At 43.9% G+C, this 14152-nt stretch carries 13 protein-coding genes; 1 reads left to right on the top strand and 12 read right to left on the bottom strand.

The genetic code is table 11. The features are described 5' to 3' along the window. Positions 1 to 108: 108 nt before the first annotated feature. The 12 genes from DXD06_RS15640 to DXD06_RS15585 form a co-directional block, all read right to left on the bottom strand. Entirely contained in the window at positions 109 to 1341 is a 1233-nt protein-coding gene (locus tag DXD06_RS15640) for an SPFH domain-containing protein (RefSeq protein WP_117833028.1), read from the bottom strand. 27 nt (positions 1342 to 1368) lie between these two features. Then, positions 1369 to 2506, bottom strand: a protein-coding gene (gene prfB, locus DXD06_RS15635; protein WP_117833026.1) for a peptide chain release factor 2 whose coding sequence is annotated in 2 segments (ribosomal slippage) — positions 1369 to 2430 and positions 2432 to 2506 — 1137 coding nt in all. Because the reading frame shifts where the segments join, the coding sequence is not laid out codon by codon here. 4 nt (positions 2507 to 2510) lie between these two features. Next, positions 2511 to 3002, bottom strand: coding sequence for a VanZ family protein (locus DXD06_RS15630; protein ID WP_117833024.1), 492 nt, complete (start codon positions 3000 to 3002; stop codon positions 2511 to 2513). Between the two features lie 9 nt (positions 3003 to 3011). Next, positions 3012 to 4301 (bottom strand): S41 family peptidase, encoded by a 1290-nt coding sequence (locus tag DXD06_RS15625; protein WP_117833022.1) that lies wholly within the window; start codon positions 4299 to 4301, stop codon positions 3012 to 3014. Positions 4302 to 4386: 85 nt separating this feature from the next. Next, positions 4387 to 5292: a permease-like cell division protein FtsX gene (gene ftsX / locus DXD06_RS15620; RefSeq protein WP_117833020.1), complete on the bottom strand. Its 906-nt coding sequence runs from the start codon at positions 5290 to 5292 to the stop codon at positions 4387 to 4389. Next, entirely contained in the window at positions 5282 to 5968 is a 687-nt protein-coding gene (ftsE, locus tag DXD06_RS15615; protein ID WP_117833018.1) for a cell division ATP-binding protein FtsE, read from the bottom strand. The genes ftsX and ftsE overlap by 11 nt, the downstream gene beginning before the upstream one ends. A 17-nt stretch (positions 5969 to 5985) precedes the next feature. Beyond that, positions 5986 to 7074, bottom strand: coding sequence for a PucR family transcriptional regulator (locus tag DXD06_RS15610; protein ID WP_055262290.1), 1089 nt, complete (start codon positions 7072 to 7074; stop codon positions 5986 to 5988). A 191-nt stretch (positions 7075 to 7265) separates the two neighbouring features. Beyond that, positions 7266 to 8141, bottom strand: coding sequence for a YitT family protein (locus tag DXD06_RS15605; RefSeq protein ID WP_022045416.1), 876 nt, complete (start codon positions 8139 to 8141; stop codon positions 7266 to 7268). Beyond that, positions 8138 to 8821, bottom strand: a complete 684-nt coding sequence (locus DXD06_RS15600) for a WecB/TagA/CpsF family glycosyltransferase (RefSeq protein WP_055262292.1) — start codon at positions 8819 to 8821, stop codon at positions 8138 to 8140. The genes DXD06_RS15605 and DXD06_RS15600 overlap by 4 nt, the downstream gene beginning before the upstream one ends. A gap of 237 nt (positions 8822 to 9058) precedes the next feature. Continuing rightward, complete coding sequence (locus tag DXD06_RS15595) at positions 9059 to 10126, bottom strand: N-acetylmuramoyl-L-alanine amidase family protein (RefSeq protein ID WP_117833016.1); 1068 nt, start codon at positions 10124 to 10126, stop codon at positions 9059 to 9061. 7 nt (positions 10127 to 10133) lie between these two features. Next, positions 10134 to 12287 carry a GH25 family lysozyme gene (locus tag DXD06_RS15590; protein ID WP_117833014.1) on the bottom strand — a complete coding sequence of 718 codons (2154 nt, stop codon included), beginning with the start codon at positions 12285 to 12287 and terminating at the stop codon, positions 10134 to 10136. A 192-nt stretch (positions 12288 to 12479) separates the two neighbouring features. Then, positions 12480 to 13679 (bottom strand): C40 family peptidase, encoded by a 1200-nt coding sequence (locus DXD06_RS15585; RefSeq protein ID WP_055066976.1) that lies wholly within the window; start codon positions 13677 to 13679, stop codon positions 12480 to 12482. A 200-nt stretch (positions 13680 to 13879) separates the two neighbouring features. Between DXD06_RS15585 and DXD06_RS15580 the strand changes: the two genes are divergently transcribed. Continuing rightward, positions 13880 to 14074, top strand: a complete 195-nt coding sequence (locus tag DXD06_RS15580; RefSeq protein WP_022045411.1) for a YjfB family protein — start codon at positions 13880 to 13882, stop codon at positions 14072 to 14074. Positions 14075 to 14152: the final 78 nt, after the last annotated feature.

Here is a 14152-nt window from a genome sequence, read left to right as displayed (position 1 = left end):
TCCTCCCTTATGTATTGTCTGTCTACGACCGACACTTGTGCTCACTTGAAAGATTCTACCATAAGAACATCAATCTTGCAAGAGGTATCGGGGATCTGTCCCCGATTTTTACGCTCTCGGCTTTCCGCAGTTGGAGCAGAAATTTCCACTGTTAACCTGTCCACAGCTACAGGTCCACTCGGTTTTCGGTGCCGGTTTTCCACAATTGGAACAGAATTTTCCCTGATTCTGCTGTCCACATGCACAGGTCCAGCCTGCCGGTGCCTGCGGTGCTTGCGGTGCCTCCTGCCCAGCAGGAGGTACCGCTCCCTGTACAGCCCCCTGCGTCCTTCCAGCTGGTGCACCTCCATTCATCATCTGCATCTGCTGCAGATTCACATTTGATGCCGCTCCCATCATACCACCGGATATATTGGAAGCCATTCCCATTCCCATAAAACCGGCCATGGAACCATTGGAATTACTTCCCGCTGCCTCAAGCCCTCTGGCTACCGCTCCCTGCACGTATCCTTCCCGGACCGTCGGATCGGAAAGCATGGCTCCTTCATTTCTCATATTCAGCAGTTTCTGCGATTCCTCGCTGTAAGAAACCGTCATACCTACCGCCTGGATTTCCATACCACGGGTCTGATTCCATTCCTCATCCAGAACCGATGACATATACTTTCCAAGTTCTCTTGCCTTGCTCGAAACAAAAGAAATACGGAAACCATCTGCCGACATCTGATTTACGGATGACTGCAAAGCCTCTAAAAACTCAGACAGATACTGCTCATTGATTTCGTCAATCTCTACATGATCCTTATTTTTCGGAACCGCTTCCGCATAAAATTTGAGCGGATCTACAATTTTAATCGAATATGTGCCATGTGCACGCAAAAACAGTTCGGCATTATAGAACGAATCAAAATAATTGATTGGCTGTCTTGTTCCGAACTTAATGCCTTTGATTTCCTGCAGATTGACAAAAAATACCTGCTGTTTCTGCGGCGTCTGTCCGCCGAAACGGAAACGGTCAAACGATTCCTTGATGGAGTCTCCCAGTTGTCCGTTGAGCAGTGACGGCATGGAAGAATGATCCACTTTGTAATATCCCGGCTCTGCTGTGTAATCTACAATCTTGCCTCCGTCCACCAGCATCATAAACTGATTGTCATATACATGAATCATGGAACCATTCGACACGACATTGTCCGTTCCCTTTTTATTTTCCCCACGGCGGATCAGTGTTCCTTTGGTAAAAACGGTCTGATCCCCCATATTATCTGCTTCAATGACTTCCAGCCACTGATCTGCAAATGCACCTCCAACTGCCTGCGTTACTGCCTTAATAATTCCCATTACGCTCCTCCTTATTCCTGTTTTTATTTACACGTCATCACTGTCCATATTTTTCGGACATCCCAGGCTCTGCCATTTCAGATATCCATTGATAAACGGATCAATGTTTCCGTCCATCACTGCGTCCACATTTCCGCTTTCCACACCGGTTCTGTGATCTTTAACCATGGTATACGGCTGCATAACATAAGAACGGATCTGGTTTCCCCAGCCGATATCTGTCACTTCGCCCCGGATTCCAGCTGCTTTGGCTGCATTTTCTTCCTGTTTGAGAAGATACAGTTTCGCTTTGAGCATCTGCATCGCTTTATCCTTGTTCATATGCTGCGAACGCTCATTCTGGCACTGCACCACAATTCCGGTCGGAAAATGCGTGATACGGATAGCAGAAGACGTCTTGTTGATATGCTGTCCTCCGGCACCACTGGAGCGGAACGTATCAATACGGATATCTTCTTCCCGGATCTCCACATCGACATCTTCTTCTATATCCGGCATCACATCGCAGGATACAAAAGAAGTCTGTCTTTTTCCTGCCGCGTTAAACGGAGAAATACGAACCAGCCGGTGCACACCTTTTTCCGATTTCAGATATCCATACGCATTCTCCCCATTCACCTGAAATGTAATGGATTTGATTCCGGCCTCTTCTCCATCCAGAGAATCCAGCACTTCCACGGAAAATCCCTTTTTATCTGCCCATCGGGTATACATACGATAGAGCATGGCTGCCCAGTCACAGGATTCCGTGCCACCCGCTCCCGCATGCAGGGAAACAATGGCGTTGTTCCTGTCATATTCTCCCGACAGAAGCGTTTTCATACGGATATCCTCATAGGTCTGAACAAATTCTTTCATCATCTGATCGATCTCCGGGATCAGTTCCGGATCATTTTCCTCATATCCCATCTCGATCATGGTTTCAATATCATCATATTGCGCCGACAATGCCGCATAAGTTGCCACATCGTCCTTTAAACTTTTGACTTCCTTCATCTTGTTCTGGGAAACTTCCGGATCGTTCCAGAAATCCGGTGCCTCCATCTCCCGTTCCAATTCCTGAATCCGCTGTTCTTTGCCAGCTAAGTCAAAGTGAATCCCTCACTTCCTGCAGTGGAGCCTTGTAGCTTTGCAGCTGGCTCTTAAAATTATCCAATTCTACCACAGAATCACCTCTTTCTATTTCTTATTTCAGACTTATGATAATATAAAATAATATGAATAGCAAGCAATGCAAGAAATGCTCCTGCCGAATCAATCAGCACATCCGTCACTCTTCCGGCTCTTCCCGGCACAAACAGCTGATGAAATTCATCGGTTACTGCATAGGCTGCCGTTATGCCAAGTGCCATACATCCACGGTTCTTTTTCCGGTCAAATGCCGTCAATGCCTGAAATATCAGAAGTGCAAGAACTGCATATTCGCTCATATGTGCAGCTTTGCGCACAGGATATTCAATTTTCTGTGCCATCTGTTCCAGTTCCGGTCCGGAATGTTTCCATCCAAACACCTGATTCCACATCTTAACAATCCGGTAACTCACATGCCCGCTGATTTCCGAAGACTCCGTATCCGGCTGTGCGGAAAACGAAAAAATAACCACAGCCCATACAACAATCAACGCAACACTGACAATTCTCCATACACGTTTTCTTTTCATTGTTACCCTTTAATTTATTTTTTCTTTCACAACAGAAATTGCTTTCTGTAACTGATTATCGTACTTCATGTCATAACTTTCATCTTCCGGACCGCTGTATTTGTATTCCAGTTTGATATCCGGCTGAATGCCTTTCCCGTGAATGTAATGTCCCTTTGGCGTATAATATTTCGCGGTTGTAATTTTAATGGCATCCCCGTTTTCCAGAGGAAATACCGTCTGGACAATTCCCTTGCCAAACGTTTTTGTTCCAATCAATGTTCCATAATCATAATCCTTGATTGCTCCGGCAAAGATTTCTGATGCACTGGCACTGTCTCCATTAACTAAAACTGCCATCGGATAATGAATGCAGGACGCATCGGATGTATATGTCTCTTTTTTCCCATATTTATCCTCCGTGTAAACAACCGTTCCCTCCGGAAGAATCTGATCCAGAATATCCACGACAGAAGTCACCAGTCCGCCCGGATTGCTCCGCACATCGACAATCAGCCCTTTCATATCTTCCTTTTCAAGTGCTGCAAGTGCCTTTTTAAACTGTTTTGCGGTATTACTCTGGAATTCGCTGATCTGTATGTAGCCGATCCCATCGGAAAGCATTTTGGAATCCACACTCGGAATATCCACGTTTTTACGTTCCACATCAAGTTCAAGATTTTCCCCGGTCTGCGAACGATAAACTTTCAAATGGACTTTTGTCCCCTCCTTTCCCCGTATCTTTTTTACAAGGTTGGAAAGTTCCATACTGGTCGCTTCATACTTATCCACGGATAGAATTTCATCTCCGTTTTTCAGCCCCGCTTCCTCTGCCGGTGTTCCCTCGTACACTTTAATCACTGTCACTTCCATGGTCTTTGCATTCTGTGAAAGCGCCGCACCGATCCCATAATAATTTCCATTGGTTGATGTCTGCAGATCTTTATATTCATCTACCGTGTAGTATACGGAATAAGGATCTCCAAGCCCGCTCAGCGTTCCTTTATAAATGGCATTGCGGATATCTTTTTCTTTGTAAGAATCGTTGTAATACAAATCGATATATGACAACAGCTCATCCACTTTCTTTATTGCTGCCTGGTCGAGAACATTGTCTTTGGCTGTCTGTTTTACTCCCTGTGGTCCAAATATAACATAATTGTTTGTAAGATTCGCATACGCACGAATTCCGACTCCGGCACCGATTCCCGTAATCAGCAGTCCCAGCACCAGCCCGATAATCACTCCGTTTTTAAAGCCCGATGGTCTTCTTTTTTCCGGTTTCCCGGTTTTGATCATTTCTTCCTGTTCTTCCTGCATTCCTGCCTCCATAATTTTCCCTATAAATCAAGAAGCCACACCTTGCAGCATGGCTTCTTGTCATTTTATGACAACAATAACAATATTATACTTTCAAATGTTTGCGGATCGTCATCTGACTGCCGATAAATCCGATACCGGCTCCAAGGATAACTCCCACCGGAATCAGTGTCCGGAAAACAACCTTCACCGGTTCAAACACGATCATCGAACCGATAAAATTGAATTTCGCTGCAATATAGACAATGATCTTCTGATACATAAAATACAGCACACCAAGCGGAATCGCTGCTCCGATCAGTCCGATCACAATTCCTTCCACAATAAACGGCGCACGCACAAGAAAATCCGTTGCTCCGATCAGCTTCATAATGGCAATTTCTTCCTTACGGACCGAGATACCGACCGTTACGGTATTGCTGATCAAAAAGACAGCCACACACAGCAGAATCAGAATAATTCCTCCGGAAACATATCCCAGCAGTTTATTAAAATCCGTCAGTGTATTTGCCACCTTGGCAGACTCTTTTACCTCGCGCACCCCGGTAAGTCCCTTGATATAGGTTACAAGGGAATCCTGCATCGAAACATCGTTCAGATACACCTGATAATGTGCAGAATTTGCAAGCGGATTATCTGTAAATCCATCCGCAAGTTCTTCTTTTCCCTGAAAATATACTTTTTTATATTCTTTCCACGCCTCGTCGGCAGACACATACTCGTTTTTGCTGACCTCGGCACGCTTATTAATCTTTTCTCCGATGTCACGGATTTGTGCATCTGTCGCATCATTTTCAAAAAATACGGTAACTGACACACCCTCTTCAATAGAATGTACCGTCGCACTGAAATTCGTTACAATAATATAAAACAGACCGAACATAAAAATGCAGGCCGCCATGGTTGCCACGGAAGCAAGCGAAAACATTTTATTTCGAAATATATTTTTTAAGCCCTGTCTGATCGAATAAAAAAAGGTATTAATTCTCATCGTCGTAGCCACCTTCCTTACTGTCACTGACAATCGTACCCTTTTTCACTGTGATCACACGTTTTTTCATAACTTTCACAATTTCCAGATTATGGGTTACAACAATCACTGTAGTTCCTTTGCTGTTGATTTCCTCCAGCAGCTTCATAATCTCCCACGCATTATTGTTATCCAGATTTCCGGTCGGCTCATCTGCAAGCAAAATGCTCGGCTCATTGATCAGAGCACGGGCAATCGCCACTCTCTGCTGCTCACCTCCGGATAGCTGTTTCGGAAAAGAACGGTATTTTGCGGCAAGTCCCACCATAGAAAGCATAAGCGGTACTTTTTTCTTAATATGGCTGTTCGGCTCACCAACCACCTTCTGTGCAAACGCTACATTGTCATAGACATTGCGGTCTTTCAACAGACGGAAATCCTGAAATACCACTCCGATGTTTCTCCGGAATTTCGGGATCTGCTTTCTGCGGATCTTCCCAAGCTTTTTCCCTGCAATGGTAATGCTTCCTTCCGTTGGCTCAAGTTCTTTTAACAACAGTTTAATCAGGGTTGACTTTCCCGAACCGCTGTCTCCTACAACAAATACAAATTCACCATCTTCTATTTCCAGACTCACGTCATTTAAGGCAGGAACTCCTGCCGCATATGTCTTGCTGACATGTTCCAGTGTAATCATAATCTCTCCTTCAATCTCTAATAGTCCAGTGTTTCCATATACTTCATATACTTGACTACCATGAGTGCGATCTTAAACGTGATTGCATCTTCAAAAACCCGCAGATCCAGACCTGTGCTTTTTTGCAGCTTGTCCAGACGATATACCAGCGTATTTCGATGAATGTACAGTTGTCTTGACGTCTCTGACACATTCAGACTGTTTTCAAAGAATTTGTTGATCGTCGTCAGAATTTCCTCATCAAAATCATCTGGTGATTTTCCACCAAAGATTTCTTTGATAAACATTTTGCACAATGGAATTGGAAGCTGATAAATCAGTCGGCCAATTCCCAGCTGGGAATACGCAATCACATCCTGTCCCTCAAAGAAGATCTTTCCGACATCCAGTGCCATGCGCGCCTCTTTATAAGATCTCGAAACCTCTTTCAATTCGTTCACAATGGTACCATATGCGATATGAATATTGCAATTGGTATCAGATTTAAACAGCCTGATGATTACATCTGCTGTCTTATTCAAATCCTCATAGGTTTCATTTTCTGCAAGTTCTTTGACTACAATAATGTTTTTTTCATCTACCGCTGTGACGAAATCCTTTGATTTTCCACCAAAAAGCCCCCGGATCTTCTCCAGTTCATTTCCATCTTTCTCACGGTTTGTCTCCACCAAGAATACCACACGGCGTACTTCTGTTTCAATATGAAGTTTCTTGGCACGATTGTATATATCTACCAAAAGCAGATTGTCCAAAATCAGGTTCTTGATAAAATTATCTTTATCAAAACGTTCCTTATAGGCAACCAAAAGATTCTGAATCTGGAAAGCAGCAATCTTTCCAATCATATACACATCCTCGCTGTCTCCATATGCCAGCAGAATATACTCCAGTTGATGATCATCGAACACTTTAAAGAACTGGCAGCCATTTACCACCTGACTGTCCGCCGGCGATTCCACGAAGGTCTGTGCCGGAGTTACAAACTGTTCTGCATCCGGAAATGTCGCGACCAGAATTTTTCCCTCTACATCAATCACACATAAATCTGTACGTGTAATTGCTTTCAGTCCGTCAATTGTATTTTGAAGTATTTGATTGGATATCATAGTCAGCTCTCCTTATCCCCATATTTCATCCAGAAATCTATCGTTCCCCCACCTGTTTTCTGAACAATTACTTTTATTTTAATACATTCTTCCAAAAAAAGAAAGAGGAAATGTATATTTTTTATGCATTTCCTCTCTTACCACTTTTTCCGGTTAGTAATATTTCACTATAAAATTTTAACAATATCGTTCTAAAAATCATCCGAATATTCCAGAAATCCCTCGCCCAAAACCTCCCGGACATCCGATACGATTACAAACGCAGAGGAATCCACATCATTTACAATCTCTTTCACACGCACGATCTCTTTCCTTGATACAACGCAATACAGAACGCACTTTTTCTCCTCTGTGTACATCCCCTGTGCGTGCAGTCCCGTAACCCCGCGGTCAAGCTCATCCATCAGCCGTTCTGCCACTTCCTCATACCGGTTTGTGATAATAAAAGCTGCTTTGGAAGTCTTAAAGCCCTCCAGAAAGGCATCGGATATTTTTGTCGACACAAAAATAGAAACAACTGCATAAAGTGTAGGTCTTAAACCAAATACATATAAGCCGAGAATCACAATGGCTGCATCCAGTACCTGCATCACCTGAACCACCGTATAGTGCCGCATGTGTGACTGGATGATCGCCGCAACCATATCGGTTCCGCCGGTCGTTGCTCCCGCCTTAAGAACCAGTGCCATGCCAATGCCGGTAAATGCCCCGCCAAACAGGGCTGCAAGCATATAATCATCCCCTGACATATCTATCACCGGTATCAGATAAAGCCACACCGAAAGCAAAATGGTTGCAAAGCCCGTTTTCCCGATATATTTTTTTCCAAACCGGATATAGGAATACAGAAATATCGGAATATTCAGCACAATATTCGTCAGCCACAGAGGAATTCCTCCCGGCAGAAGCGCTTCCGTAAGATTTCGTATGATAATGGTAAGACCAGTAAACCCTCCGGTGATCAGCCCCACCCTGTCAAAAATCCACTGAATGGCAATGGCCATAAGTGCAGTGCCCAGCAAAATCAGGAAATAATTTTCCAGTTCTTTCCAGACATTTGCCCTCATGATATGCTTTCCTGCTTTCCATGATAATGAATCAGCTGCCGCTCCAGTTTATGCGTGCGGATCAGATTCCGTATATTTCCGAGCAGTCCCTGCCTGCGCTTTGTAAAATCCCAGGAACCGATTCCATACCACAGTCCGGCAGACAGTTTCTCACAATTCTCCATCAGGAAATGTTCCTGATCCGGACTTGGCAGAACACTTAAGATCATATCAGGAGTCAGTGCATTGATCTCATTGACCATGGCATCCGTCCCCCCCTGACAGTTTTCAAACGCTTCTGCTCCCAGGATCTCGCATTTTCCAAAATGCTCTGACAAAAAAGCACAGGTCTTTTCCACATGTTCCGCGGTATCTCCGATCACAAACACCGTCTGATGATTGCGTTCCACCCGCTTCATCAGTTCAAAAAAGAAATCATGATGTTCGATCTCATGACGGTGCTGGTAAGATCCTGCACCAACAGCTTCTAAAATTCCGTTTTCCGCAATCACGGTATGTTCCGCAAACCCTATGGCTTTGCGGACAAGTTCATCCGTTTCTGCCAGCATAAGCGTATCCATGTTTACTTCTTCTATTGTATGGAATCCATGATCAGACATATCCTTTTCTACATTCATGATCATTTCCCGAACGGTATAATTGTCCAATTCAATTCCAGCAAAATCAATCGTTTTAATCATAACTTCCCTAGTATATCAAAAATACCTCCCGTTTGCAATCATTCAAATACATGCTTTTTATGCGTTGTTAACAAAACAATCGTTTGTTTTTATCCCTGTCATCCACAAACAACTTATCCCAAATTATGTGGATAATGTTCATAACTTCGTGTATAACTCGATTTTTCGGCATTTTTTGATTCCGGATAGTGGATAATTTTTTCATTTTATCCACATCTGTGGTTTCCATCCCCCATCTTAGTTTTGATTTTTTTGTGCACTTTGTATATTCGCATTTTCCCCTGTAACGGTTATCTGCATTGCCTGCGCAATTTTTGTGTAGGAATCTTTCTGATATCCCACATGGCATCCGCATACCGTATACTCATAAGAAGTTCCCGGCATTACCCCGGTATCCGTGTATCCGGTTTCCTCTGTTTCTTCGAGACAGACATATGTTTTCGTCCCCGCGATTCTGCGGTAAATACGATAATAATCAGCCCCCTGCACCGTATTCCATGCCAGTGTCACCGACTCATCCGCATTTACAACCGGTGTCTGCAGAACCGGTGCCTGATCTAAAATCAGGTCAAAATATTCTGCAATGCCCGTGGCATCCGCCACGCCAAGACGTTTCAGCCGGTCGTTACCATTCAGAAATGTTGTACTGTCATCGTGGTTGCTGACATAAGCATGCTCCACAATCAGTCCCGGAAAGCCGGCATACTTGCTCCGCTTGATCACGGCGTAGTAATCTGCCTTTGATTTATCCGGATAGCGGGACCCCACAGCCGAATTCCGGTAAAGAATTCCATTATTTTTCAGTCCAAGTGCCACCAGCTGTTTCTGAATACTTGCTGCCGCCATTTTTCCTTCACTTCCCACCTCTTCTTTATACCCGCTGTTCGGATAATAAACACAGGCTCCATGGTCGGTTTTTTTCAGGGAAGCATTGTTGTGTATCGCAACAAACAGATCTGCTTTCCTGCTTTTTGCAAAATTCACACGGTTTCCAAGTGTCACAAAACGGTCGGAAGAACGCGTCATATATACCTTCACTCCTGCATACTTTTCCAGTTCAGTTTTACAGGTCTTTGCAATGGCAAGATTTAACTGTTTCTCCTTGTATGTTTTTCCGTCCCACTTATATCTGGCACCCTGATCATGCCCTCCATGTCCCGGATCAAGAACTACAACCACCGGATCTGCGTCCGGCGCCTGATTTGCAGCCGCATACACGTTTCCCGGCGGGAAAAGACCAATTCCCAGTATTGCCAATGTCAAAAACACGCCTGCCATTTTTTTCATTTGTACTTTCTTTTTCATTTGTTTCCTACTTTACTTTAATTGCTGTGGTGTTTGAAAATGCTCCGTAATAGTTCTTTTTGTTTACCGTTTTGTATGCGCGGACCTTATAGCGATAGGTTGCCCCTTTTTTCAGTTTTGTATTCCGATACGAAGTTCCTTTGACCGCTGCAATCTTTGTATACTTTCCGGTCTTTGTATTCAGCCGGTATACCTGATAACCAGTTGCCCCGGAAACCTTACTCCACTGCACGGTAACTGCTGCATCTTTTGTACTGAGCTTTATCGTTTTTACTTTTGCAGGCTTTTCTGTTTTTTTGATTTTCACCTGCTTTTCTGTGGAATACGCACCTTTATAATTTTTATCCTTATACGTTTTGTATGCACATACTTTATATTTATAAGTCTTTCCTGCTGCAAGCTTCTGATCGGTGTAGAAAAGCGTCTGGGCACTTTTTACTGTCGCAACCTGTTTGTATTTACCGTCTGCTGTATCCAGCCGGTAAATCATATATCCGGTGATCCCATCCACAGTCTGCCATGTCAGTTTCACGGAAGAAGTCCCAGTTGCAGAAACATTCGTCAGATCCACCTGACCCGGCAGTGTCACATCACTGTAAACATCCGAAAACCGACCCGGAAGTACATGATCATTATTTTTTTCATAAGCACGGATTTTAAACTTATATTCGTTCGCCCCCGTCAGGCCGCTTATCGTATAAGAAGTGCTTCCATCTCCCACGTCAGCTGCCATTTCATACTGACTACTTGCTGCACTGTACTGATAAATCTGATACCCCACAGCCCCCTGTGTTTCTTCCCAGGACAACCCAAGCGAAGTCTCTGTCCGCGTCTGTGTTGCGATTCCAGCAACCTTTTCCAGCGAGGTAATCACTGAAACCGGAGAGGAAAATGTTCCGTAATAAGCATTCCCCCCTATCGTCCAGTAACATCTCACTTTATACTGATAGACTTTCCCTCCTTCTGCCGTTGTGTCCGTATAACTACAGTCGGTTGTCGACTTTAGAAGCGTATATTTTCCCTGATCCGAGTCGCTGCGCCATACCTGATAACCGTCCACATCTTCTGCCGAAACACTGTCCCAGCTGAGATTCACAATTCCCGAAGTCCCATCCGATGCTTTCAGTCCGGTTATCTGTTCACTGGTATCCTTATACCAGAAATTCACATCAAGGACTCCTGTATAACCATCCACTTCCCCTTTTGACGAATACTGCCAGAATTCGTAATCATATGCCGTATCCGCATATGGTGTCCCTGACTTTGCATTGCTTGTTGTGGTATTGTTGTACCGGGCCATCCACAGGGAGCAGTCATACAGGGTGTCCGTATTGATGTAGTTTTTAATCCATACATAGGATGCATATACACCTGCGCGGTATCCGGCTTCCGTAATGGTATCCGCAAATGCCTGACATACCGCTGTCTCTTTTGTTTTGGAAAGTTTTCCCGCAGTCAGACGCTTGTTTGCCCCTGCCTCCCGGTCCATGATGATCGGCATCGACACATTCCAGCCGTACTGGTCAATCATATCGAGCACATACTGTGCTTCCTCCCGTGCCTCTGTCTCATTCAGAGCCTGGGAAAAGAAATACAGTCCGACATTGATATCATTGGAAACTGCTCCCTGAATATGACTGTCTGCACAATTATCTCTGTAAATACTTCCATCTTTCGTATCTCTGGATGCCACACGCACGAAAGCAAAATCAATTCCGGCTCCGTGAATACTTTCCCAGTCCAATCCGGTCTGTGTCCACTTTGTTCTGTCTTTGGAATACTTTTTCTTCAGTGCTGCATCCGCCTGCCAGTACGATACATCAATTCCGTTGACCAGTTCATCATCCGCATAGTCCGCTTTGTGATAATAGGTTGCGCTGGTATAATCACCGGCCGTCGTAAAAGACGCATTCAAAAAAGCACTCGAATACGACGATGCTTTTTTCAAGGATGTCCGATTCCCGAAAACAGGTGCATTCTTTTCTATCAGTGTATCCAGATCCGGCTTTGACTCATACACGGTCTCATCCTCTATGCTCTGTCCCATGACGCCATCCATCTGCGCTTCGGGCACCTGAGCCTTTAACTGCTGTGGCGCCACAATACAAACCGCCGTCACCGCCAGTCCTGCCATAACTATCTTCGCCTTGGTAAATGCCAATTTCTGTTCCTCCCTCTGTTACCGTTCAATAAACTACTCATTTTACATAGTAACTTTATATGATTGTGCTTGTCAATGTTATTTCCCTTGCAAAATCTGTTTTTTGCAAATTTAAGAAATCCTTAAATAATATTAAGAAAAAGAGCACTTGCTTTCGCAAGTGCTCCTGTTATACTTATGTTATCTTAATTGTTAGAAAATTCTTCGAACTGCAAGAATGGTTCTGTAATTTGCAGGAGAAGTATATTTAATACCGTCTCTTGCATTGCTTGCATGTACAATCGTATTGTTTCCAACATAGATTGCAACATGTCCGCTGTAACATACGATATCACCCGGCTGCATGTTTGATGTGCTGACGCCATATCCTACACTTCTTAAAGCACTTGAGCTGTGTGGAAGGCTGACACCGAAATGTGCGTATACAGACATTACAAATCCGGAACAATCCGTTCCGTTTGTAAGGCTTGTCCCACCATATACATATGGATTTCCTACAAACTGTCCTGCATAACTTGCAACCGCTGATCCTGTTGAAGATGCGCTTGATGAATCCTGTACGGAAGAATCTGAGCTTTGTGACTGTGAAGAACCTGAAGAGGTTGTCTGAGATGCACTCTCTGCTTTCTGCGCCGCTCTGTCCGCAGCCTCACGCTCCTCTTTTTCCTTCTGTAATCTTGCCTTTTCTTCTGCAGCAGACTCTGCATATGTGTATTCTGTAGATAATGTGACATAATCTGTAGATACATAGCCTTTGCCTTCATCTACAGAAACCTTTGCCCATCCATCCTTTGACTCATCCAGTACCGTCAGATCGTCTCCTTCCGGCACCAGAGTAATTACTTCTGCCTTCTGGGAAGCTCCCTTGCGGACTTTTAATGTCTCTGTCTCTACAAGAGCAACTCTTCTTCCTGCTTTCTTTAATTTTTTCTCATCACCAATGGATACGAATTCAGATTTTACATAACCTGTTACCGATCCAGATTTGATTTTGTACCAGCCATCCTTCTCCCCGATGACGGTTCCTACGTTATTCTTATATAATTTTCCTACAGCCTTGCTGTCTGTAGTTGGTTTCTTACGAACGTTCACGTAATCATCCACAACAGCTACCGCTTTGTCTTCATACTCAGACTTTACAACTGGTGCTTCAACTTCTTTTACTTCCGGCTGTGCACTTGCAACGGTTGCCTCATCTTCCACTTTTTCTGCGACTTCACTGAGTGCCAGTGAAAATCCTGCAGTCGGTGCAGATGATGTTGTTGCAATATCGGAAGCAAGGCTTGCGACTCCAGCAGTTGGTGCTGCGTAAGCTGCTACAGTAAAATTGCCAATGGTCAGTGCCCCAACTAACCCACATGCGGTCAATTTTAATAATGTTTTACGTTTCATTTTCGCCTCCAATGACTTTTGTACTTCTTTATTACGAATTTGTTACAATTATTACATTGTCATTATAGCAAAGGCACGGATATGTGTCAACCCCTTTTCCATCCACAGAATTCAATTGAATTTTTCGTATATTTATGCCATAATAAAGATGTAATAAAGAAAAACACGTATACCGAGTATTTTAAAAGGAGATCTGTCATATGGATATTTCAAGTATCAGTTCTGCGCTTCTTTCCGTAAACAGTTCCGATCCCGGCTCTCTGGCAAATGCCGTCAGCATTAAAATGCTTGACAATGCCATCTCATCGAATGAATCGCTTGGTGTTGGGCTGGCAAAAATGATGGAGAACTCTGTTTATCCTAATTTAGGAAGTAACATTGACGTTTCCGTCTAACCGGAAAAAGAACCGCAAAGACAACAAAAGGGGCTGTAAAAAAACTCCCCTGACAGAAAAATCGCCCAGACCGTGAGG

Source organism: Roseburia sp. TF10-5 (assembly GCF_003462365.1).
Taxonomy (GTDB): Bacteria; Bacillota; Clostridia; order Lachnospirales; family Lachnospiraceae; genus Roseburia; species Roseburia faecis.
This window is presented reverse-complemented; position numbering and strand designations above follow the sequence as displayed.